Raw genomic sequence first — 23,888 nt, forward strand, 5'->3', positions numbered from 1 at the left:
AAAGGTACCGATAGAGAAGCGTAGCAGACAGCGGTATTTTCTGCAGATTCGCGGGGATCTTTCAAATTCACATGTTTTTTGAAAGCAAGCGTGCGCGTGGCGTGCGTGAAGGCCGATTCGAGTGGCTTTAGGTGGTCTGCATAGATGGCGTTATGTCGCCTTTTCGGTTTATCACCGCTTTTCCTATTGCATACCGAGGTCGGACGTCGCATTCGTAATCGGCGTCATTTTCCATGACGTAAAGACCGGATAGCCTCCTACCCCGGGCTTGAAGTCCAGGCGATAGTTGAACCGTGTCAAACGGGCCAGGCAGATGTCTCGTAATGTAGGGGCGTCCAATGACTTGATATCGATGGACTGTATCGCGTCGCGGTCTAGTCCGGCGAATTTCCCGTCTTCCCCAAAGTCCCTTAACGAGGTCAACAGGCTTTCCTTGAAGGAAGGCGCGCCAATGCCTTACATGGTCGTGCGGTCCGGTGTCATCGTTACACCGACGGAGATGAGAGAGCTGATTCGATTTGGCGGATGGCGGGAACAGTTGTGATTCGCTGGTTTTTTCTGACCCGATCAGATCAAGATCTTTCCCTTTTATGATACGAATCTGGCCCAGTTCGATATCGCTTTTCTTCCAGAGCGACGACTCCGATGCCGGCAGCTGTGCCCATTCAGGCGACGGATTCGGAACGCCTTTGGCAGGCATCACCATACGTCGTATCTTTTCCTGATGACCGATAGGACAGACGCTATGTTCCAACATGGTCAGTGCGCAAAAGCAGTTCTTGCAGAACTTCGCGATTTCGCTCTCGACGCGTTCCGGGGTCAGATCGAAAAGCGATACCTGTCTTTCCAGGATTTCCGCGTTGTTGGTAATCGATATCTTGCTCGTCGATATGGCGTACTGCAAATACGTAAGCATCGAGGTGAGTCGGATGCCGTCCATCGTCACTGGATAGACGAACGCAATATTGGTGCGCAGGCGCACCGTACAACGTTCTTCAGGAAAACCCTTTTCGACGGTCATGGCAAAACCGCTGCGCGTCGTATAACTGGCGCGACCCAACTGGTCTATAGCCGTGAGGGTCTCGCGCTCTATGGGCACACCGGTTTCTTCACCGAATGCCATGGGTAGCAACTCGACAAACTGGCTAAACGTCATGCGGTTGTTTGCTTCCATCGCTCGGCCTCGGGGTTGCCCCAGTTACGCTACTGCACGTACTGGTACCCGCGGTTGTGGTCCCAATGTGCACACGATCCGTCGAATCGTTCGACGGACTTCTGCGACCGACTATATCGAGGACTATGAGACTGGTTAAATCGATCCTGCGAGCTGGCGTTGCAGGATGCGAAGTGGTCTTTTCAACGGACAAGCGACGCGGATTAGGGGATTCAGCGAGATCGCGGGAAGGGCATGGCCTTGTCGGCAGCGCTGCTGGTCGCGGTCATGCCGTCCTATATCGACGCAAAGTCCCTATCCTCCGCCTGCGCGGATGGCAGGCCTCCGGTTTCTGTCTGCCCTATCGATTGAGACATGTTGTTGATGGTCGGGGTCGCGTTCCGTGCGGACAGCGCAACCTTGTACGTACGCGTCGCTATGTCGAGGGCCCAGTGATAATTGAAACGGGTCAGACGTTGCAGGCAGATATCCCGCAATGCCGCTGCGCTGATCGACTTGATATCGATAGACCGAATTGCGTCGAGGTCCAAGCCGGCGAATTTTCCGTCGACCCCAAAGTCTTGTAGGGTGGTCAACAGACTCTCCCTAAAAGATGGTTCATTCATCCGATGCATTTTTTGTGGCTTCGACAGCGGGCGCACGCCGATATAGGGGCAGAACGGGACTTTGATGTAGTGGGTCATCGCAGTCACTTTCTCGTCGATGTCCCGGACGGCGGCTGCAAATTCTTGCATCGATCGTTTGACTTCGCCGGGCTGCGACGATTGCAGATTCATGGCGCGCCATAACGTCAACGTCGAATCGGTGTCGAAGGACAATGTCCCGACATACGGCGAACGGTTATACGCGCTGACAAAACTCGTCATCTGCGTAGCGCCCGCCGGATTCATATCGAGCGTTTTTATTCGCGCGGCAATTGAGACATCGCCATCCCCATCGTTAATGGGATTGGCCAGGAAGTAGAGTTCGGCACCGTTAGACATCCGGTACCAGAAGCCGCGGGTTGCTTCCACATCGTAAAAGACCTGCACGTGCGAGATGTTTGCCGGCGTGTCACCCAGGAAATAAGAGGTCTTCCTGAGCAACGTCGTCCAATCCTGTACCGCTTCCAACGCCCCGTGGTGATTGTCTGATTGGTGGAGATGCGAGAGCTGATGCGATTTTGCGGACAAGGGAAACAGCATCAGTTCTGCGTTTTCAGCGCGGTTCGCGAACCCGACCCGGTTGCCGTCGATAGGCTGTGCGGGGCCGTGTGCGGATTCTGGCTTCTGCGTGAGAGACGACGGCATCGACGACAGATTCGCCCAATCGGGAACCCGGTTCGGCGCGTTTATGGCGGGCATCACCACGCGCCGCATTTTATCCTTGGCACCGACCGGACAGGGGCTGTACTCCAGCATCGTCAATGCGCAAAAACAGTTCTTGCAGAAGCGTGCGACCTCGGTTTCCACGCGGCTCGGCGTGAGGTCGAAAAGCGATACTTGCCGTTCCAGGACCTGCGCGTCTTTTGCAATCGATAACTTGCTCGTCGCGATCGCGTATTGAAGATAAGTCAGCATTGGACTTAATTCCATCGCGTCCGTTTTTTGCGGATGCACGAAGGCGATATTGGCCCGCAGCCGTACGGCGCATCGTTCTTCAGGCAGGCTCTTTTCCACCGTTACGGCGAAGCCGCTGCGGGTCGTGTAGGTGGTGCGCCCCAAGGTGTTGATTGCAGATAAGGCGTCTGGCTGTATGGTGAGGACATCCTCTTCGCCGAATGCCATCGGAAGCAGTTCGACAAATTGGCTGAACGTCATGGGATTGTTTGCTGCTTGCATCGCTTGGCCTTGGGATTGCCCCAGTTGATTGCGCAATAGCATGCTACGGACGATGCTGTAATGGCATATCCGATGCTGTTCACGCGCTCGAGTAGGCGTGCGCGCGCGATTGCGCGGTCCGTCGAATGATTCGACAGACTTCTGCGGTCAACTATATCGGCCAAGATGAGACTGGCTCAATCGAGCATGCGAGATGGCGTTAAGGGATGCGAAGCCTTGCTGAAATCTTTAACCGCGCACCGTCGCCAATGCTTGCGCGGCGGCTGCCGCAATAAAGCGCGCATCCGACCCGATGGTCACGAATTGAAATCCCTTGTCGATCATTCGCTTCGCGTAGGCCGCCGTGCCGTTGTGGATTCCCGCCGGCTTGCCGGCGGCGCGTGCCCGCGCCAGGATATGGTCGATGGCTTCCAGCACCACGGGCGCTTCCTGGTCAAATTTCGGTGACTCGCCCAGCGCGAGGGAAAGATCCGCTGGCCCGATATACACCGCATCGACGCCATCGACGGCCAGGATGGCATCGACGTTGTCGATGGCCGCCCGCGTTTCGATCATTGCAAACCGGACCAGCGTTTCGTCGGCATGTTGCGCATAATCGGCGCCGCCATAAAGCAAACCGCGGATCGGCCCGTAACTCCGATTACCGCGCGGCGGGTAGCGCGTCGCGCGGACAAAGCGTTCGGCCTCGGTCGCGGTTTCGATCATCGGGCAGATGATGCCGTAGGCCCCGGCGTCCAACACTTTCATCAGCATGCCCTCGTCGAGCCAGCCGGCGCGCACCAGCGGCACGGCGTCGGTCGTCGAGATTGCCGTCAGCAAGCTCAGCGCGCCTTCATAATCGACCAGCCCGTGCTGCATATCGATCGTGACACTGTCCCAACCCTGGTGCGCCATCGTTTCGGCGGACAACGAATGCGGAATGGCGAGCCAGCCATTGATGACCGGTTCGCCCGCGGCCCACTTTTGACGAATGCGGTTTGGACGCATGATGTTGTCTCCTTGTTATTGATCGATTGCCACAAATGCGACGCACGGGATCCAAGGGGCATCCCGCCTCCGAGGCATCTCCTCAATCGGTGCGCGCGTTGATATGCACCATTTTATGCGTTTTATTAAATGTGTTGCAAATGGTGCATTTGGCTCCGATGGTCACGCATTTCCGGCTATCCGACGGGGCGCGCGTGGCCGCGGGCGGCCGAATTGGTGGACTAACGCATTTCTGCTGCGATGCATCGATGCAATCGTTATAAGTTGACGAGGCAGGAATACTGCATGCGTAGACAATTCATGCTACTTTGCGGTTCGCACTTCTCGAAGTGCTCTCGGGGCGGGGTGAAATTCCCCACCGGCGGTGATGGATGGAACAGGCGTGAGCGAGGGACGGCAGCAGGCGCAAGCCGAGGCCGTCCGGTCACACTGTCCATCAAAGCCCGCGAGCGCCTGACGGCGATGCTGTCAGGGTCAGCAGATCCGGTGTGAATCCGGGGCCGACGGTATAGTCCGGATGAAAGAGAGAAGCGGTTTACGGCGCGCTGGGCCACCTGACGCATGTACGTGCGAGGCGCTTTACCTGCAAGACGTAAGGTCGCCAGTCAAGGTGTCTGGCGCCGGAACCGGCCGATCGCCCTGTTTCTTAATCGAACAGGAACCGACCATGTCATCAATTTCAGTTTTGTCCGCAGGTGCCCACGACACGTCCGGCACCGCGCACCGTCCGCGCTTCGCTTTCGTCCAGGCGAGCTGGCACAAAGCGATCGTCGATCAGGCGCGCATCGGATTTGCCGCGGAGATGGCCCAACTCGGCCATGCCGAAGACACGATCGACTACTTTGCCGTACCGGGCGCTTTCGAATTGCCCTTGCACGCGAAGCGCCTGGCGGAAAGCGGGCGCTACGATGGCATCGTGTGCGCGGCGCTTGTCGTCGACGGCGGCATCTATCGCCATGATTTCGTGGCGGCAGCGGTCGTCGACGGCTTGATGCGCGTGCAATTGGACACGAACGTGCCGGTGTTCTCGGTGTCGCTGACGCCGCATCATTTCCACGAAGAAGCGCACACCGAGTATTTCCGGACGCACTTCGTGACGAAGGGCGCCGAAGCGGCGCATGCCTGCACCGCGACGGTAACGGCGTTGAGCCGCTTGCCCGCGGCCGGGTCGGCCTCTAGCGCACACGCCGCGAACGAGGCCGTTGCCGCCTGACGCGATCAGTGCGTGTTGGTCGTGGCGTCCTTGGGAACAAAAAGCTGCCCCTGGGTGTCGCGGCCGAAGTAGATAAAGATCGAGATCAGTACTGCCACCACGCCGGCAACCATGGCCATCGCCAAGCCATAGTTGTTGCCGTGCCGTTCGGCAAATCCCGCCTGCAACGGTCCGTTGACCGACGCGATGAAATTCCCCAACTGATAGACGAAGCCCGGCAGCACGGCACGCGTGCCCTCGGGCGCGAGTTCGTTCAGATAGGCGGGGATAACGCCCCAGGCGCCCTGTACCATGAATTGCATCAGGAAGGCGCCCGCGCCGATTGCCAGGCTGCCCGACGAGAATGCCCAGAGCGGCAACACCGGCAGCGACAGCAACGCCGCGATAATGATGGCGCGTCGGCGTCCGATTTTCTCGGAAAGCGATCCGAACACCAGTCCGCCACAGATGGCGGCGATGTTATAGACGACGGCAATGATTGCTACCGTATGCGGATCGAAGTGATGCTGGACCTTCAGGAAGGTCGGATACATGTCCTGCGTGCCATGGCTGAAGAAATTGAAGCAGCCCATCAGCAAGACGGCGTAGAGGCAGAGCTTCCATTCGCGACCGATCACCGGCAGCAGCGCGGTTCGCACCTTCTGCTCCCGCGCGGCGATCCACACCGGGGATTCCGGTACTTTGAACCAGATGAAGAAAACCATCAGGAACGGCAGCGTGCCGATAAAGAACAGATCGCGCCAACCCAGCCAGGCGAACAGGCCATAGACGATCGAGGCGATCAGATAGCCACCGGGATAGCCGGCCTGGAACATGCCCGAAACCAGGCCGCGCGAGCGCGCTGGCACGGTTTCCATGGCAAGCGAGGAGGCCACGCCCCAGATGCCGCCCATCGCGATACCGTACAGCACCCGTAACACCAGAAAGGCCTCGAGTGACGGTGCCAGTCCCGATGCCAGCTCCATGATCGAGAAGATCACGATGTTCACCATCAGCACCGGTCGGCGGCCCCATTTCTCCGCTGCGCGGCCGAAAATAAATGCGCCGATCGGGCGAACCGCCAGCGTCAACAGGATCGAGAAGGTGACCTTGCTGATATCGACGCTGAAAGCCTTCGCCAGATCGCTCAATAAAAAAGTCAGCAGGAAGAAGTCGAACGCGTCGAGCGTCCAACTCCCCACAGCGGCAATGACGACATTGCGCTGGACAGAGGTCCATTTTTCATTCATGAAGCGGCTTCTCCTTTTTTACATTATTGACGCCGCGTCGTGACAGGTTGCTCGACGCTGTCAAAGTCTCCGCGCAACATCATAGCCAGAGCAACTTTCAACTGTCTTTCGGGGGGAGGCCGTCGTCGGGGGCAGCCGCGACGGACCCGGTTCCAATGGATTGCGTCGCGCTTAATCATCGGAATAGGCAGGGCACCGCACGGGGCTATCGGCGGCTTCGGGGGCTGCCCATTCAGACGGTGTAGAATCGAGGCATGTCAAATCATCTTCATGCCGTCGTGAGCGATTCCCCCGCCGATACCGTTCTTGCCGGTGCTACGCCGACCGCCGAGGGCGGCCCGGCGACCGATCATGGCCATGACCATGCTCACCCTCACCACGATGCGGGCGCTCCCGGCTTGAGCGATGAGGCCGTCGAGGCCGAACTTGCTACCGCCGAGGCGTTTTGCCAGCGGCGTGGCGAGCGTTTGACGCCCATCCGGCGCAAGGTCTTGGGCCTCCTGCTGTCGTCCGGGCGGGCGACCAAGGCTTATACCTTGCTCGATGAGATGCGCAAGGTACACAGCGGCTCCGCGCCGCCCACCGTCTATCGCGCGTTGGACTTCCTGTTGTCGGTCGGCCTGGTACATCGGGTCGAATCGATCAATGCGTTTGCCGCGTGCCACGACCTCACCCATTGTCATCACGGCATGCTGTTGGTGTGCCAGCAATGCGGCGCGGTGCAGGAGATGCACGAGCCCGAGATCGAGCGTGTGCTGTTCGAGCGAATCAAGCTGTCCGGCTATAAATTGGCGAGCGATGCCGCCGAACTAAAAGGCATTTGTCCGGACTGTCAGCAACGCGAGGCCGGAACGAAAGGGCGTAGCGCTGCCTAGTTTCGCCCGGTTCTACCGCACCCCCACCCCCGAGGAGCCCGATTTGGGTATCCCGTTATCAGCAGCTGAATGAATCAAGACACAGTACTCGTCACCGGAGCCTCCGGGTTCGTCGGTGCTGCCGTTGCGCATCATGCGCAGCGTGCCGGTTTCCGCGTTCGCGTCACCGTCCGTCGTACGAGCCCGCGCGGCAATATCGACGGTAATGGCTTCGATGTCGTGGAAGCCGATATGCGGGATGCGGCCGCCATGCGTCGGGCGTTGGTCGGCGTGCGCTACGTGTTTCATGTCGCGGCCGATTATCGCTTGTGGGCACCCGACCCGAACGAGATCGTGCGGACCAATGTGGAGGGGACGCGGACGGTGATGGAGGCGGCGCTGGCAGCCGGCGTCGAGAAGATCGTCTATACCAGCAGTGTCGCGACCTTGCGCGTCAAGGGCGCCACCGCCCCGGTGGACGAGACCGCACGTGTCGACGAGCACGAAGCCATTGGTGCGTACAAGCGCAGCAAGGTGGCGGCCGAACGCGTCGTCGAGCAGATGATCGCCGCGCGCGGACTCCCGGCGGTGATCGTGCATCCGTCCACGCCGATCGGCCCACGCGATATCAAGCCGACGCCTACCGGCCGGCTGGTCGTGCAGGCCGCTGCCGGCAAGATGCCGGGTTATGTCGACACCGGCTTGAACTTCGTCCATGTCGACGACGTGGCAGCAGGGCATCTACTGGCATTGCACAAAGGGCGGATCGGGGAGCATTACATCCTCGGCGGCGACGATGTGCAACTGGGCACCTTGCTCCAGACCATCGCCGGCATTACCGGTGGCAAGCCGCCGATGATGCAATTGCCGCGCTGGCCGTTGTATCCATTGGCCGCCGCCGCAGAGGCGCTGGCCAAGGTCACGAAGCGGGAGCCCTTCGTGACGGTGGACGGCTTGAATATGTCGCGCTACATGATGTTCTTCAGCAGCGCCAAGGCGCAGGCCGAACTCGGCTATACCGCGCGTCCCTATCGTGACGCCCTGGTCGATGCCATCGCCTGGTTCAAGGACGCGGGCTATCTGCGTTAATATGTTTTTGCATAGCGCTGACGCACGCTGCTCGCACGGAGTGGCGTCATTACGACAGCCTATTCGGCAACGAGGGTCTTCCCTGTCGAAACTGCCTGATCTACCCCTTCTTCTTTGACCTGTTAAAAAAAACCGATACACTCGGCCCCACAAGGATCTTCGGTCAATGTGGGGAAATATGGTCAAGGGATCGATTCGTCAGCGAATCATTTTCAGCCTCGGCGTCATCTTCGTTCTGATGATCGTGATGGCAGGCGTGTCTTACAATCGTTTGCTTCTGATCGACAAGGAGGCGGACCGCGTCCAGAACGACGGCGTTCCCGGCTTGTTCGACGCAACATCTTTGCGGGCCACCTGGGGGGAAGTCTATTTGACGAACCTGCGCCTGGTCTATGTGGACAGCACGGATGAGCAGGTGGCAAACGATCGCAAGCGTCTCGACGAGTCACGCAAGTCGTTGGCTAGCTTGATGGAACAGTACAGCCGCACCGTCCATTCCACAGTCGAACAGCGCGAGGCAATCGTGTTCCGCGAGGCGGCAGCGCGTTACTCGAAGTCGGTCGATGCGGTGCTGGCCGCGCGCGATGTCTCGCACGAGGCCGCCGACGCCGCATTCGCGACGCAACTGACACCGACGTGGGATCAAGGTCGCGTGTCCTTGCGCAAGATCGTCGACATCAACAAGAACAGCACCGACGACGCCACGCAGGCCATCCGGCAGTCCGTTCAGGATGCGCAGAGGGCCATGGCGATCACGCTGGGTGTCGCGTTGGCGTGTGCCATTCTCTTCGGTTATCTGTTGTTCCGCGCGATCACGCGCCCGATGCGCGAAATTGTCGAAGCACTCGATGTGATGCGCACCGGCGACCTGACCGGGCGCCTCGATCTGCGTCGCCGAGATGAGTTCGCCATGCTCGAAGTGGGCTTCAATCGCCTGATCGAGGAGTTGACGGGGCTGGTCGGGCAAGCGCAGCAGTCGTCGGTGCAGGTGACGACGTCGGTGGCTGAAATTGCCGCCACGTCGAAAGAGCAGCAGGCGACGGCGACCGAGACTGCCGCGACCACGGCTGAAATCGGCGCGACCACGCGGACGATGCTCGCCACGTCCACCGACCTCGTGCGGACGATGAGCGAAGTGTCCACCGTGGCCGAACAGACGGCAATGCTTGCCGACACCGGTCATGAAGGTCTGACGCGGATGGGCGAGACGATGCAGCACGTCATGGAAGCTGCCGGTTCGGTCAATGCAAAGCTGGCGATCCTGAACGAGAAGGCGGGCAAGATCAATCAGGTGGTATCGACGATCACCAAGGTGGCCGACCAGACCAATCTGTTGTCGTTGAACGCGGCGATCGAAGCCGAAAAAGCCGGCGAATACGGTCGTGGCTTCGGGGTGGTGGCGACGGAGATTCGGCGCCTTGCGGACCAGACCGCCGTCGCAACGTACGACATCGAACAGATGGTCAAGGAAATCCAGTCGGCGGTGTCGGCCGGCGTGATGGGGATGGACAAGTTTGCCGAGGAAGTACGGCGCGGCATCATCGAGGTGCAGCAGGCCAGCGGTCAGTTGTCGCAGATCATCGCGCAGGTCCAGGCGTTGGCACCCCGTTTCCAGGTGGTCAATGAAGGCATGCAACATCAGGCCGGCGGCGCCGAGCAGATCACCCAAGCCTTGTCCCAGTTGACCGAAGCCGCGCAGCAGACGGTGGAATCCTTGCAGCAGTCGACGCAGGCGATCGATGGCCTGACGCTGGTCGCGAATCAACTGCGTACCGGCGTGACCCGCTTCCGGTTGCAGGCCTGATGCTGTATCTGATTTTCTCGCTCGGCGCGGACAGGTACGCTTTGAGTACCGCGGACGTTCTCGTGGTGCGCCCGGTTCCGGTGGTGAAAGCCTTGCCATCCACGCCGCCCTGGGTTTCCGGCTTGGCAAGCGACGCGCACGGCTCCTTTCCCGTGATCGATTTGTGCGCGCTGGCGGTCAATCGGCCGGCACGTGCGGTGATGTCGACCCGGATGGCCTTGCTGCGCTATACGGAAGGTGCGACCGCGGCGCTGTCCGAGCCGCGACTCGGCGTGATCATCGAGCAAGCCACGTCCACGTTGTCGGCGGACGAGGCCGATTTTGTCGATCCGGGGCTCGCGACGCCCGAGGCGCCTTATCTGGGCCCGGTGCTGCAGCATCAGGACGGCCGCGTGATTCAACGTGTGGTGGTACGGGACCTGCTCCCTACGTGGGTGCGCGAGCGCCTTTTCGCGCAGTGACCGTCCCGGAAAACGCCTGAGTGAACCCTGTCCCAGGCTGCTTCCTCGATGCAAGGAGAACGCAATGATCGCTAGCGTGCCTCGGCCAGCCGCCGTCCGTGCCGGCTCTGCGAGGCGCTTGCTCGGCCCCGCCGGCACCGATGCCGGTAGCGGTGGCGCGTCGGCCGTTCCCCCCCACAATGGTCTGCCGGCCGGCTTGGCCGCCCATATCGCGGCGGCCCTGCGACGGCTGTCGGGGCTCGAGATCGATCTGGTGGGTGCGCGCAGCGTCGAGCGGGCAGTGGGGGAGCGTATCCAGGACCTGATCGCGCAGCGCGTGATCGACGATGCGTGGGCCTACCCCTCCCGTGTCGAACAGGATGCGGAAGAGCGGCAATGGCTGATCGAGGCTGCCGTCGTGCCCGAGACGTGGTTCTTCCGACATCGCGAATCGTTCGACTTTCTCACGGCGCAAGCGCGCCAGCATTACTACGGCCGAAGCGACATCTCGGCAGGGCGGGCGCCCACGCCTTTGCGTATTGCGTCGGTGCCGTGCTCGACCGGGGAAGAGCCCTATTCGATCTCGATGACCTTGTTGCAGGACGGATTTCCGCCGAGCGCGTTTCTGATCGATGCGATGGATATCAGTGCCGTGGCCTTGGCCCAGGCGGAAGCGGGCATATATCGCCCCAATGCGTTTCGCGGCTGTCCGGATACCTTGCGCGACCGCTTCTTCACCGCACAGAGTCAGCCGGTAAAGGGTTCGCCTATCCGGGAATCCGTGTGGAACATCAATGGCGATGTGCGCGCTGGCGTCTCGTTTCGACAGGTGAATCTGGTCGCGGACACGTATATCGGTGCCGCTACGGCTCAGGGCGGCGTCTACGATTTCATCTTTTGCCGCAATGTGCTGATCTATTTTGATCGGCCGACGCAGGCCGCCGTTATCGAGAAACTGCGACAGGCATTGCGTCCTGGCGGCTTCCTGCTGGTCGGTCCCGCCGAGGCGGCATTGGTGAGCCGCGCGGGCCTGACTGCCGCGCCGGCGCCTTTGGCGTTTGCCTTCCACCGCGATAAGCCGGCGGCCGATGCGCCCGTCGCCTATCGCGCGAGCGCGCCGATGGGGAGCGCGGCTTCCGTGTCGGTGTCGCGTGCGGGATCGCCGGCAACCGCACCGCGGTCGATCGCGCCGATCACCCAGCCGTTTGTCGCCGGTGCGGCGTCGTCGGCTGCCGCGCGGTCCGGCCAAGCGGGGCGGCCGATCGGTGCTTCCGGCGCCGCATCGTTGCCGGGATCGTTGCCGCAGGGCGCGGCGTTCGCCGGCGGGCGGAGTGCTGCATCGACGCCCGCGCCGGCGCGGGCTGCTACCGTCGCCAATGCCGCATTCGGCCAGCCGCAGCGCGCGCCGACCGCCGACGGCGGCGCGGGCGGCATCGGCTTGCGTGCGGCGAGGTCGCGCGGGCATCTGTCCGATGCGCATGATGCCCCATCGAAGCGGGAGACCGAAGCGGCGGCCTATGCCGAGGCCGAGCGATTGGCGAATCTGGGCGCGATTGCCGAGGCGATGCGGCAATGTCAGGCGATCGTGGCCCGAGGCGCGGCCACGGCCGATGTGTATTGCCTGATGGGCGTGCTGGCGGATGCTGGCGGCCGTAGTGCCGATGCGCGCGAACATTTTCGGCGCGCCCTGTATATGGAAGCCAACCACGCTGGCGCGCTTGTGCAATTTGCCGAGCATCTCGCAATGGAAGGCGACGATGCGGGGGCGCAGCGTCTGATGGCCCGCGCTCGACGTGCTCACCCTGACCTTTTCTGATCGAAGCTGATCAATGATCGAAACCTTGTCCATTCCCGTGCCACCGGTCGACGATTGCTGGAATCGTATCGGCATTCATGGCGATCAGTCCTGCGAAAAACTGGTCAAACACATTCATTGTCGCAATTGCGAGGTCTATGCGCGCAGCGCGGCCGATCTGCTCGACCGCATCGCGCGGACGGCGGGCGACGATGACGGGGCGCTAGGCGGCAGTATCGACGTCGGGGGCCTCGATATCGCGTCGCTGCAGCGGGGCGCCGAATCGGTACAGACGACCGGGGAACCGTTACTGGTGGTGCGAATCGGCACCGAATGGCTCGGCTTGCCCGCGCGGCATGTCGCGCAGATCGCCGAGACTGGACCCGTTCACTCGCTCCCCCGATTGCGCAGCAAGGCTGTGATCGGGCTGGTGAATATTCGCGGGCAGTTGACCGTCTGCGTGTCCCTGGCGCGACTGCTCGATTTACAGGAAAACGGTGCCGACGCCGATGCGGCGCCCGCCGGCGCTTCCGGGCCGCGCACGCAACACGCGCTGCGGCGCTTCCTCGTGGGTCAGGACCGTAGCGATGAACCGCATACCGTCTTCCCGGTCGACGAAGTCCATGGCATCGTACGCTTCAGGCGCGATCGCTACCGCCCGGTCCCGGCCACGCTCTCGCATGCCAGTGCCTCGCACACGCGGGCGATTGCCGACTGGCGCGAGGGAACGCTGGGTGTGCTGGATGGCGAAAAATTATTCGAAACCCTGAGACGGAGCCTCGGATGAGCGACGATTACGGCGATCTGTCGCTATTCGGGCTATTCGCCCAGGAAACCGAGGCGCAAGCGGCACTCCTCGGGAACGGGCTGATCACACTCGAGCGGACACCGGACGACGCATCCACGTTGGAATCCTGCATGCGCGCCGCGCACTCGCTGAAGGGTGCGGCGCGCATCGTCGGCGTTGCCCCGGGCGTTGCCATTGCGCACGTGATGGAAGAGTGTTTCGTTCAGGCGCAGCGACAGGACATCCGGCTCGAGCCGACCGATATCGATCTGCTATTGCGCGGTGTCGATTTGCTCCGTGATATCGCGCTCGCGGGTGAAGGGGCCGCGGCACCGGCGACGATGGCCGAAGTGATCGTCGCCCTCGAACAGGTGTGCGCGGGAGAGCATCCTGGCACCGCCACGGCACTGCCGACTGCGCCGCAGCACGATGGGCCGATCCGCCTCGATGACGACCACGATACCGGATCAGGCGCGTTTCCCGATACCGCGCCGCCCTTTCCGGCGTTCGATTTTCCGCGCGCGTCGGACGATGCGGCGGCACAGCCGTCGGCGTCGGCGTGGGATGCGGCCGCCGATTCCGATGTGGCGTCGACTGAGTCTGAATCGCCGCGATCGGAAACCGACGGCGCGGACGCCGAGGCGCTGGCATCCGTCCCGGCGGAATCGAACGCCGAACGCGATTCGAACGACGCGGATCAGGATGTCCCGCACGCGGATGCGTCGCTCGCCGACGCCGCGTTCGAAGGCTTGTTCGGCGCGGTGCAGCAACCCGAGGAGGCGCCTGTCGAGGGCGAGGGCGCCGAGGAGGACGAGGCAGACCTCGCGCAGGCCCTCGCGATGCGCTCCGAGCCGGCAATGGCGGTCGCGAATGAACAGCGCGGGCATGTCGCTCAACCGGCGGCGCGGCAGGACGATGTCGAGGCCGAGGCCGCGCGTGCCGATGTGACGACGGGCGAGCGCGACGTCGAGCCGGGGGCATCGGCGACATTGCCGACACCGACACCGACACCGGCAGCACCAGCACCAGCACCAGCACCAGCACCAGCACCAGCACCAGCACCAGCACCAGCCGTGGTAGCGGTCGCGCCACCGGCGGCGGCAACCGCGACGGTCGCTGCCCAGCCGCCGTCGGGAGAGCGCACGCTGCGCGTCGCGGCGCGCAATCTGGACCGGCTGCTTGCTTTGTCCGGGCAGGCGGTGGTGGAGGCACGCACCTTCCGCCCCTTGATCGCGAGCATGCTCAGCTTGATGCAGCGCCAACGCGAAACGGTGCTGTCGATGCAGTCGTTGCGCAATCGCCTGATCGATGCGCGTGTCGATGAAGTCGCGATGGCGTCGTTCGAGGAAACCGCTCGCCTCGTCGACAGTCTCGTGGAGGAGACCGCGGGCCGGGTCGGTGTCATCGAGCAAGTCGAGCAGCGCCATCACGGCCTGTCGAACCAGCTCTACGAAGCGGCCCTCGCGTCGCGGATGCGCCCTTTCGCCGATATCACCGGCGGGTATGCGCGGATGGTTCGAGAGGTGGCGCGCAGCCTCGGCAAGCAGGTCAAATTGACGATCGTCGGGGAAACGGTGCCGGTCGACCGGGACATCCTGGCGCTGCTCGATGCGCCGCTCGGACACTTGCTGCGCAACGCCGTCGATCATGGGATCGAGTCCCCGGCAATCCGTTCGCGTGCCGGCAAGTCGGAGGAAGGCGAGATTCGAATCGATGCGCGACACGTGGCCGGGACGCTCGTCATCGACATCGTCGATGACGGCGGCGGTGTCGACATCGACGCGGTTCGCGAACGGGTAGTGCGACGCGGATTGGTCAATCCGACGGTCGCGCCGCGTCTCTCGGAAGCGGAGCTGCTTGAGTTCCTGATGCTGCCGGGTTTCAGCATGCGCGAAACGGTGAGTGACGTGTCCGGTCGCGGCGTCGGCCTGGATGTGGTGCAGACAACGGTCCGGCAGGTGCGAGGCAATATGCGCATCACGCAGACGGCAGGCGTCGGTACACGCTTCCAATTGCAACTGCCGTTGACGCTGTCGGTGATGCGTTGCCTGGTGGCCGAGATCGGTGGCGAGCCCTATGCGTTTCCGCTGGCCCATATCGTGCGTGCCCTTCGTGTGGAAGCCGAGGTGGTGGACACGGTGGAGGGGCGCCCGCATTTCACCTTGGACGGAAAATCGGTTGCCTTGGTGCTGGCGTCGCAGGTATTGCGATGTGCGCCGCCACCGGCCGGCGACGGCAGCATGCAAGTGGTGGTTCTCGGCAGCGACGATGAGCGCTATGCCCTGGTCGTCGACAAATTCCGCGAAGAGCGCATGCTGGTGATTCAACCGATCGACCCGCGACTCGGCAAGATCACCGACATCGCCGCCGCGAGCCTGATGGACGACGGCGCCCCGGTGTTGATCATCGATGTCGCCGACGTGATGCGGTCGATGGCGCGACTTGCGTCGGCAGCGCGGGTCGATGTGGTGACGCGAGCCAGTGCCGACGCGTCGCGTGCGCCCCGCAAGCGCGTGCTGGTGGTCGACGATTCGTTGACGGTGCGCGAACTGCAGCGCAAGCTGTTGACGAACGGCGGCTATGACGTCAGCGTCGCCGTCGATGGCATGGAGGGCTGGAATGCGTTGATGTCGAGTCGCTTCGATATGGTCGTGACCGACGTCGATATGCCGCGCGTGGATGGTATCGAATTGGTAACGATGATCCGTCGCGATCCGGAGTTCCGCACGTTGCCGGTGATGATCGTGTCGTACAAGGACCGGGCGGCGGACCGGCAACGCGGCCTCGACGCCGGTGCCGACCATTATCTGGCCAAGAGCAGTTTCCACGATGCGGCGCTTTTAGACGCTGTGCGTGACCTGATAGGAGACGCTTCTGCATGAAAATCGGCATCGTCAACGATCTCGACCTCGCGATAACGGTGCTACGTCGCGCGCTCGCCCTGCGCCCAGGCTATGAAATAGCGTGGGTTGCGCGCAACGGTGCGGAGGCCGTCGAACTCTGCGCAGTCGATCGTCCGGACGCCGTGCTGATGGACTTGCTGATGCCGATCATGGACGGCGTCGAGGCGACGCGCCAGATCATGCGGGCGTCGCCTTGCCCGATCCTGATCGTGACCAGCGACATCGGCGCGCATGTGCCGCTCGTCTATCAAGCGATGGGGCATGGCGCCCTCGATGCCGTCGATACCCCCTCGTTCGCGGGCAATGAATTGGCGAAGACGGCGGCCGTGCTGCATAACCGTCTGGAACGAATAGCCCAACAGCAGCAGACGCGATTGGATCGCGCGCCCGCGCTGGCCGCGGCCCGATCGCAGGTCGGCACGCACGGTCCCCTCCTCGCGGTGGGGGCTTCCGCGGGGGGGCCGGCGGCGCTCGCGGAACTCCTGTCGCACCTGCCCGCAGGCTTCGCGCCACCAGTGGTGTTGGTGCAACATGTCGATGCGGCGTTTGCGATCGGCATGGCCGAATGGCTTGCGCAGCAGGCAGTCATGCCCGTGCGGATCGCGCGCGACGGCGAGAAACCGCAGCCCGGTGTCGCGCTGCTGGCGGGGACCAACGACCATCTGCGACTCGACGCGGAGGGGGTGTTGCGCTACAGTGCGGAACCGGTGCAAAGCTTTTACCGTCCCTCGGTGGATGCGTTTATGGGGGATGTCGCCTTGGTCTGGAAAGGCAAGGCCGTCGGGGTGGTCCTCAGCGGCATGGGCCGAGACGGCGCCATCGGCCTGAAAGCAATGCGTGACCGTGGGTTCTACACCGTGGCTCAAGATAAGACAAGCAGTGCTGTTTACGGTATGCCGAAGGCAGCAGCCGAGGCCAATGCGGCAGTGGATGTGCTGCCGCTCGGGCAGATTGCGGGCGCAGTCGCGTCGCATTTTTGAGATGGATGATGCGATGACGCCGCCCCGCGACAGCCAACCGGCCACTCCGCATCGCAATGCTCGCTTCGGCGAAGATGCTTCCCTGCATAATCATATGGACGATCGTATTCATTCGACCCCGGCCGGGTCAGCCGGTCAGGCGGCAACCCCAGCCAGCGCTTCCTTCGGTGCGCCAGGTCCCCACGGGGGGGCGCCGTCAGGCGCGCCCGTGGCCGACGCGTCCTCCGCGCACCCCGCCGATGCGGTGTCGCACGCGAGCGAGGAGTCGTCGGCGCGTGCCCCCGCGCAGGCCAAGCTGGAAGACAAGTCCGGCCATGCGATGGTGATGCTGATCGACGATCAGCCGATCGTTGCCGAGGCGGTGAAGCGGGCGCTGGCATCGGCACCGGACATCGATTTCCATTACTGCACGGATCCGGAGCAGGCGTTGCGGGCCGTTATCGACACGCGTGCGACGGTGATCCTTCAGGATCTGGTGATGCCGGGTATCGACGGGCTGACTTTGGTGCAGCGTTACCGTTCGCGGCGCGAGACGCGCGAGATCCCGATCATCGTGCTGTCGACGAAGGAAGAGCCGCAGATCAAGAGCGCCGCGTTTGCCGCGGGCGCGAACGATTATCTGGTGAAGTTGCCGGATGCGATCGAACTGATCGCCCGGATCCGCTATCACTCGCGCTCTTACATGAATCTGCAGCAACGTGACGAAGCCTACCGGGCGTTGCGGCAGAGTCAGCAGCAACTGCTGGAGACCAATCTCGAGCTCCAGCGGCTGACGCATTCGGACGGACTCACCGGCTTGTCGAACCGGCGATATTTCGATGAATACCTGGGCGCGGAGTGGAAGCGCGCAGTGCGTGAACGGCGTGCGATCGGCATGTTGATGATCGACGTCGACCATTTCAAATCGTATAACGATACCTACGGCCACGTCGCCGGCGACGACGTATTGAAGCGCGTGGCAAACGTGCTGACCCAGGTGGGAGCGGGGGCGGCCGACCTGCCGGCCCGCTTCGGCGGTGAGGAGTTCGCGGTGATTCTGCCGGGCACGACGCCGGTCGGCATGCGGATGATGGCTGAAAAGGCAAGACTGTTGATCGAAAAGCTTGGTGTCGAGCACAGCGGATCGTCGACGGCCCAGTGCGTGACCGTCAGCGTCGGCGTCGCCATTATCGAGCCGGAGGAAGGACAGCCGCCGACGATGCTGATCGAGGCGGCGGATGCCGCGCTCTACCGGGCCAAGCGGGATGGACGCAACCGCGTACGCACCTGACGTGCGGTTTGCCGCGTCTTATCAAAAGCTGTGGTTGACGCCGGCATAGGCGCCGGTTTGCTTACCGCCTGGCAGCGGATTGTTTGCCGATGTGATCGGATCCGGTGTCAAGCCGAAGCGCGCCCCCGCGCTATTGCGGACATGGGCGACCGTTGCGTAAAGCATGGTGCGTTTGGACAGGTTGTAGGTCGTGCCGGCTTCCAGCATCGTGGCACGGCCGCCGCCCCTGGCCGGGTCCCCGTTGGCTTGCATATGAAAGCCCCCGATCGTCGTCGCCAGATTCGGCGAGAATTGATACGTCAGGCCGAGCCAGCGATGATCGCCTCGCGTCGGCGCGCCGCCACCACGCGTGTCGCTGGCCCACATATGCGTCCAGGCCGCCTGAATCTTGAAGCGGCCGGCAAATACATTGATCGCACCGGTCCATTCCCTCGAAAATCCATACAAGTCCGAGAAACGGCCATTCGAATCGCGTAGATCGTCATAGATCGCGCGTAGTTGGAATTGCGGCCGTGTGTAGGTGACCTGCACGGCGCTGGAGCGGCCATATTCACCGGGCGCGCCTAAATTGAAGCCGGTCTGATTGCCGAGTGCCATCTGCGCCGTGACGTCGAAGCCGGCAATACGCGGGGACTGATACCGCAGGTTGTTGCTTGTCTGCGGCCAATTGCGGCCGCGTACGAGGGAAGCGCTAGACCAGATCTGCTGCACGAAGGGGTCGAAGTCCCAGACGCCGTTCGAGAGCCACAGCATGCGTCCCGCGGACATGGTGCCCCACGTCGGATGCGCGAGTCCGACAAGCGCCCAGCGGTTGAAGCCGCCATTGCCGCCTACGGTACCCGTCATCGTGTTCAAGCCCTGTTCGAGGTGAAACAGCGCCGTGATCCCGCCGCCAAGCGCTTCCGCGCCCCGTACGCCCAACATACCGGTGCCCCAGTCGCCGCTTTGTCCGCGCCACCGGTCGGCGCGCTTGCCGTCGGCATCGGTCACGCCGTGCAAGTACTCGATGCCATTGTCCATGCGGCCGTAGAGGGTCAGCCGGGCGTCGGCGTGTGCCGACGTGTTGCCGATCGCCATGGCAAGCAGGGCGCCGACGATGCCCCCTGCTAGGTGCGCTCCCTTCGTGTGTGGGGGATGCGGGCGAGCGGCCGCGCGCGGTGACGTGAAGCCGGTTGATGTGATGACATCGCTCATTGATGGGTCTCCTCCTGAGTGCGTCGCCGGTACGGTCTGGATGCATCGTCGATGTCTTGTCCAGGAAGGCGTGTACCAGCGCGGCGATCGTTTCGCGTCGCAACTATAGAGTTCGATCTCGTGTTCGCACACGGGGAGCGCGATAAATCGTTTCGTTATGCGAATAAACCGGAATGTTGCGTATCGAGGCGGCCGCGTTCGCGCGATAGGGCAGGGCGAAGCAGGGGAAGGAAGGCGTGAAGCGCGAGAACGGTCGTCGCGCGTATGTCTGGCGCGGCGACGACCGTGATGGATTAAGCCGGTTGAATGGAGAGGCGGGAGCCGGCTGGGTCGCTTGCCGTTTGCGCCGCACCGCTTATCGGTCGCGCCGTCTCGCCGACGTCGGCGACGTCGGTGACGTCGGCGTTGGGCGGCTGTGGCGCGCTGCCGCGCAGCAGTTTCTGGACGGCGTCCAGTACTTCGTTGACATCCGGCACGCGACCTTCCTCGCCAACCGAGTAGGCGCGTCCCGGGGCCTCGAAGCCGAAGTGCCTACGGGATGTCGCGGCGAAAATCGCGATGGTCGGGCGTTCGAGCGCGTAGGCCAGATGCGTCAGCCCGGTATCGACGCCAATGACCAGGCTGGCGGAGTGGATGGCTTGCGCGCATTCGGCCAATGGCATCTTGGGCAAGACGCGCGCGCCGGGGATCGTCACGGCGAGCGCGTGCGCGCGCGCATGCTCCTCGTCCGAATGCCAGGGAAGCACGCACGTCAGGCCCATCGAACACAAGGCCTGCCCGACGGCGGTCCATGATTCGAGCGGCCAGCATTTTTCCGGCTTCGAGGCACCGTGCAACAACAGCGCGGTTCGCGGGGGCAGCCGGCACGCCTGCAATCGCGCGGCGTCCAGCGTCGGCGGCTGCAGCCCGAAGCGGGGCGGACCCTCGACGGTGTAGCCCAAGGCGCTGCCTGCCGCTTCGCGCATCATCTGCACGGCGCTGCACCCTTTCGAATACGACATCCGGCTTCGATAGGCAAAAGCAGCACCGCGTTCACCCAGCGCCTTGTTCGGATAGCCATAGCGGTGCTTGGACCGCGCAAGGAAGGCGACGATCGCGCTCTTGTAGGCGCCGTGAATATCGATGACCGCGTCGTAGCGGTGCGTCCGCATCGCCGAAATCGCCTCCAGCACCTGCCGGACGCCGTTCAGATTCCGCTGTTTCTTGATCAGCCGCAACGGCGCGCGATGGACTGTGTCCACGTCGGCGTTCCATTGCGGAATCTCGGAGAAGGCTTCGTCGCTGGCCCAATCGATGATCGCATCCGGGTAGGCGCGGCGAATATCGGCGACGACCGGTTGGGCCATCACGACGTCGCCGAGGGACGTGATCTTGACAATCAGAATGCGCTTCATCGGTAGGCTGGGGTTCCGCGTAGGCTGAGACTCGTCACGAAGATCTGTCTTGTCGATTCAAAAGGCAGACTTTACACGCAATTGCGTATCTTTTGCGTATGCAAATGTCTCGCGCGGCTTCCTTGTCTTTTTAGGTATGCGGCCTGCAGCGCGAGCGGCGAGGCGGTGGTGCATGCCCCGCGACGCCGTGCTGCAGGCTCGGATCTCGACGATTTCGACGAGAATGACTTACTATAAGTGGCATCGGATCGATGATGCGGTGCTTTTGGGGCGCGCATCATCGAGAATTTCTCGTCATCGGTCGCGTTTTCCGATTGTCGGCCGGCGTATTGCTATCATGCGGCCGATTGGGGCGTATTGGCTCCCGACATCATCCGTAATAATTTATGGCGCCCGTCGTCAGCCTGAAAGAGGAATGCAGCCCGCTCATGAGGACGTGCCGCCAGTCGTTTGAGTTCGCCCGCTTGATCGGTTGTTCATTGTGGCTGACGCTATCTGCCGCTTTCGCAGCCGGCTGGCGAACGGCGAGCTGTTTGCTGGCGTTCGCGCTGCTGAGCGCCTGCAGCGCGATGACGGACCGCGTACCGGCGCCCATCATCGATGCGCATATCTTGCCGGCGGATCCGGATGACGAGCCGCAGGCGCCCGTTTTGCCAGCGCCCGTCGCATTGGAGCCGAATCCGATGCGAACGGCCGCACCGCGTCCGGTGCGCAAGCCCGTGCCCCGCCCGGTGCGCAAGCTCGCGCCGCCGCGCAAGGAAACACCGCCGCCGCCCGCTCCCACGGCCCCGCCAAAGGCGCCGCTCGTCGTCGCGATTCAGGAGGTGCCGGCCGGGACGATGCGCGGCATGCTCGATGCCGAGGTGCAGCGCTCGAACGGCAACGTCATCGGCCGCGCCGTCGATGCGGTGGCCGGGATAAACGGCTCGATGCAAGCGGTGGTCGTCAATCTGGTCGGCTTCATGGGCGTGGGTGACCGTAAAGTGCGGCTCGCCTGGTCGATGGTGCGTTTCAATCCCGCGCCGCATGGCCAACCGCCGTTCACGTTGACGTCGGACAAGGTCGAGCCGACCGCCTCGAGCCCGGGCTCAGGGGGCAGTCCCGCGGCACCGGCCGGCATGATGAATTTGATCGACGCCACCGCGCGGACCGCCAAGGGGCAAGAAGTCGGCCATGTCGTCGATGTCCTGCTGGACGCCGCCGGCAAGCCGCAAGGCGTGGTGTTGAATATCAGCGATTCGCTGATCCACGATAAGCACTTGATCGCCGCGGCGTGGAGCGCCATGCATCTGCGCGGCGATCCGAAGGCGCCGCGACTGGAAACGGAGCTGGACGAAAAACAGATCGAGGCATCGCCCGAGTTTATCGCCGGCAAGCCGATTCGTCTGGTATCGCCTCCCCCCGTGACCGATGTGGCCGACAGCGACGACAAGTCGACGAGCGGCGCCGGTGCCACAGCGAAGACCGCGGCCGGGGGACAGCCCCCAGCCTCCGGTCCCGCGAAGCAGTGATCGCCTATGATCACGATTCGTAGTCTTCGCGCGCTGGACTGGCTGAACTTCTTTATCGCGAACGTCCAGACCGGTTTTGGCCCCTTCATTGCCTCCTACCTGGCTTCCCAGAAGTGGACGCAGGGTGAGATCGGCGTGGCGCTGAGCGTCGGGACGATCACGGCGATGATCAGCCAGTTGCCGGCAGGCGCGGTCGTCGATGCCATTCGCAGCAAGCATTTTGCTGCCGTCTCGGCGATCGTCGCCGTCACGATCAGCGCCCTGATGTTCGCGCTCAGCGCGGCCTGGATCTCTGTCGTCGCCGCCGAGGTGCTGCATGGTTTTGCCAGTTGCATGCTGGTGCCGGCATTGGCCGCCATTTCGCTGAAGCTGGTTGGGCGCGCGAACCTAGGCGATCGGCTTGGGCGCAATGCGCGATGGGCATCGATCGGCAGTGCCTTTGCGGCCTTGCTGATGGGCTTGTTCGGGCAGTACGTGTCGGTTGTGGCGATCTTCTGGTTGACGGCGGCACTGACGATCCCGGCGATATTCGCGCTTGCGATGATCGAGGGCGGCGGCAGTGCCTTCGATTGGATGGACCGCTTGCTTGCGCGTTTTGGGGGCAGCACCGTCGCCGGCGTCGATCATCCGGTGGCTGCCGACAGCACGGGCGGCACGGCCGCGCCCGCTCGCCCGGTACAGGATGACGAGCCGAAGGAATCGATCTGGACCCTCGTGCGCGACCGTCGGCTGCTGACGTTCGCGATCTGTATCGTGCTGTTCCATCTGTCGAACGCGGCGATGTTGAACCTGGCGGCGGGCGAGGTGACATTGAAGATGGGCGATCACGTGCAGTTGGTGATCGCGGCCTGTATCGTCGTGCCGCAGATCATCGTTGCGGCGATGTCGCCTTGGGTCGGTCGCGCGTCGCAGCGCTGGGGACGGCGGCCGATTCTGGTGCTCGGCTTCTCGGCCTTGCCGATCCGGGCACTGCTGTTCGCGGTCACCAGCAACAGCCCCTATCTGTTGGTGCCGGTTCAGGCATTCGACGGCCTTAGTGCCGCCGTGTTCGGCGTGATGCTGCCGCTGATTGCCGCGGATGTTGCAGGCGGCAAGGGCCGATACAATCTGTGTATCGGCTTCTTCGGGCTGGCCGCCGGCATCGGCGCGACGCTGAGCACGACGCTCGCCGGCTTTGCCGCCGACCGCTTCGGCAGCATGATGGCGTTTTTCGGTCTGGCCGCGGTGGGCGCCTTGGCGGTGCTGATGGTCTGGAAGGCGATGCCGGAAACGCGCGAGCGTGTGCCGGGTGATGCGTCTTTCGATACCGATGCCGCGAGCGAGACGATTGCGCCGGATGGCCCATCGTCTGGAAAGCAGCCTCGCTAAAGCGCGAACGGCAGGATTGCATGGCATTCAGGAAGGCACGCAGCACGATTCGCGTGTCTTTCGGCGCTTTTCAATG

At 62.9% G+C, this 23,888-nt stretch carries 18 protein-coding genes and 1 riboswitch; of the genes, 12 read left to right on the plus strand and 6 right to left on the minus strand.

Annotated features, from left to right (window positions below):
* Window positions 1-127: 127 nt before the first annotated feature.
* The 3 genes from ABEG21_RS21940 to ABEG21_RS21950 form a co-directional block, all read right to left on the minus strand.
* Window positions 128-1,174 carry a hypothetical protein gene (locus ABEG21_RS21940; RefSeq protein ID WP_347558682.1) on the minus strand — a complete coding sequence of 349 codons (1,047 nt, stop codon included), beginning with the start codon at window positions 1,172-1,174 and terminating at the stop codon, window positions 128-130.
* A 275-nt stretch (window positions 1,175-1,449) separates the two neighbouring features.
* The gene (locus ABEG21_RS21945; protein ID WP_347558683.1) at window positions 1,450-2,973 is read right to left on the minus strand and encodes a hypothetical protein; all 1,524 of its coding nucleotides are present in this window, start codon (window positions 2,971-2,973) and stop codon (window positions 1,450-1,452) included.
* 249 nt (window positions 2,974-3,222) lie between these two features.
* Window positions 3,223-3,981, minus strand: a complete 759-nt coding sequence (locus ABEG21_RS21950; RefSeq protein WP_347558684.1) for an aldolase/citrate lyase family protein — start codon at window positions 3,979-3,981, stop codon at window positions 3,223-3,225.
* Window positions 3,982-4,308: 327 nt separating this feature from the next.
* A riboswitch (FMN riboswitch) is annotated at window positions 4,309-4,514 on the plus strand.
* A 134-nt stretch (window positions 4,515-4,648) separates the two neighbouring features.
* On the opposite strand from ABEG21_RS21950, the gene ABEG21_RS21955 reads away from it, so the two are divergent.
* On the plus strand, window positions 4,649-5,194 hold the full coding sequence (locus ABEG21_RS21955) for a 6,7-dimethyl-8-ribityllumazine synthase (RefSeq protein WP_347558685.1): 546 nt from the start codon (window positions 4,649-4,651) through the stop codon (window positions 5,192-5,194).
* 5 nt (window positions 5,195-5,199) lie between these two features.
* On the opposite strand, the gene ABEG21_RS21960 is transcribed toward ABEG21_RS21955, so the two are convergent.
* Window positions 5,200-6,423 (minus strand): MFS transporter, encoded by a 1,224-nt coding sequence (locus ABEG21_RS21960; RefSeq protein ID WP_347558686.1) that lies wholly within the window; start codon window positions 6,421-6,423, stop codon window positions 5,200-5,202.
* A gap of 254 nt (window positions 6,424-6,677) precedes the next feature.
* Between ABEG21_RS21960 and ABEG21_RS21965 the strand changes: the two genes are divergently transcribed.
* The 9 genes from ABEG21_RS21965 (at window position 6,678) to ABEG21_RS22005 (ending at window position 18,345) form a co-directional block, all read left to right on the plus strand.
* Window positions 6,678-7,298, plus strand: a complete 621-nt coding sequence (locus ABEG21_RS21965; protein WP_347558687.1) for a Fur family transcriptional regulator — start codon at window positions 6,678-6,680, stop codon at window positions 7,296-7,298.
* Between the two features lie 69 nt (window positions 7,299-7,367).
* Entirely contained in the window at window positions 7,368-8,366 is a 999-nt protein-coding gene (hpnA, locus tag ABEG21_RS21970) for a hopanoid-associated sugar epimerase (RefSeq protein WP_347558688.1), read from the plus strand.
* A 166-nt stretch (window positions 8,367-8,532) separates the two neighbouring features.
* Window positions 8,533-10,170: a methyl-accepting chemotaxis protein gene (locus ABEG21_RS21975; RefSeq protein ID WP_347558689.1), complete on the plus strand. Its 1,638-nt coding sequence runs from the start codon at window positions 8,533-8,535 to the stop codon at window positions 10,168-10,170.
* The gene (locus ABEG21_RS21980) at window positions 10,170-10,631 is read left to right on the plus strand and encodes a chemotaxis protein CheW (protein ID WP_347558690.1); all 462 of its coding nucleotides are present in this window, start codon (window positions 10,170-10,172) and stop codon (window positions 10,629-10,631) included. Before ABEG21_RS21975 ends, ABEG21_RS21980 begins: the two co-directional genes overlap by 1 nt.
* Window positions 10,632-10,695: 64 nt before the next feature.
* Entirely contained in the window at window positions 10,696-12,426 is a 1,731-nt protein-coding gene (locus ABEG21_RS21985; protein WP_347558691.1) for a protein-glutamate O-methyltransferase CheR, read from the plus strand.
* Between the two features lie 13 nt (window positions 12,427-12,439).
* Window positions 12,440-13,192: a chemotaxis protein CheW gene (locus ABEG21_RS21990; RefSeq protein WP_347558692.1), complete on the plus strand. Its 753-nt coding sequence runs from the start codon at window positions 12,440-12,442 to the stop codon at window positions 13,190-13,192.
* Window positions 13,189-16,074 (plus strand): hybrid sensor histidine kinase/response regulator, encoded by a 2,886-nt coding sequence (locus tag ABEG21_RS21995; protein WP_347558693.1) that lies wholly within the window; start codon window positions 13,189-13,191, stop codon window positions 16,072-16,074. Before ABEG21_RS21990 ends, ABEG21_RS21995 begins: the two co-directional genes overlap by 4 nt.
* The gene (cheB, locus tag ABEG21_RS22000) at window positions 16,071-17,075 is read left to right on the plus strand and encodes a chemotaxis-specific protein-glutamate methyltransferase CheB (RefSeq protein WP_347558694.1); all 1,005 of its coding nucleotides are present in this window, start codon (window positions 16,071-16,073) and stop codon (window positions 17,073-17,075) included. The genes ABEG21_RS21995 and cheB overlap by 4 nt, the downstream gene beginning before the upstream one ends.
* Window positions 17,076-17,394: 319 nt before the next feature.
* Window positions 17,395-18,345 (plus strand): diguanylate cyclase, encoded by a 951-nt coding sequence (locus ABEG21_RS22005; protein WP_347559060.1) that lies wholly within the window; start codon window positions 17,395-17,397, stop codon window positions 18,343-18,345.
* Between the two features lie 21 nt (window positions 18,346-18,366).
* Here ABEG21_RS22005 and ABEG21_RS22010 read toward each other — a convergent pair whose 3' ends face one another.
* Both ABEG21_RS22010 and waaC read right to left on the minus strand, forming a co-directional pair.
* Complete coding sequence (locus tag ABEG21_RS22010) at window positions 18,367-19,422, minus strand: porin (RefSeq protein WP_347559061.1); 1,056 nt, start codon at window positions 19,420-19,422, stop codon at window positions 18,367-18,369.
* A 410-nt stretch (window positions 19,423-19,832) separates the two neighbouring features.
* The gene (waaC, locus tag ABEG21_RS22015) at window positions 19,833-20,933 is read right to left on the minus strand and encodes a lipopolysaccharide heptosyltransferase I (RefSeq protein ID WP_347558695.1); all 1,101 of its coding nucleotides are present in this window, start codon (window positions 20,931-20,933) and stop codon (window positions 19,833-19,835) included.
* A 428-nt stretch (window positions 20,934-21,361) separates the two neighbouring features.
* On the opposite strand from waaC, the gene ABEG21_RS22020 reads away from it, so the two are divergent.
* Window positions 21,362-22,444 (plus strand): PRC-barrel domain-containing protein, encoded by a 1,083-nt coding sequence (locus tag ABEG21_RS22020; protein WP_347558696.1) that lies wholly within the window; start codon window positions 21,362-21,364, stop codon window positions 22,442-22,444.
* A gap of 6 nt (window positions 22,445-22,450) precedes the next feature.
* A complete protein-coding gene (locus ABEG21_RS22025; protein ID WP_347558697.1) occupies window positions 22,451-23,812 on the plus strand; it encodes an MFS transporter in 1,362 nt (453 codons plus the stop codon).
* Window positions 23,813-23,888: the final 76 nt, after the last annotated feature.

This window comes from Robbsia sp. KACC 23696, from assembly GCF_039852015.1.
Taxonomy (GTDB): domain Bacteria; phylum Pseudomonadota; class Gammaproteobacteria; order Burkholderiales; family Burkholderiaceae; genus Robbsia.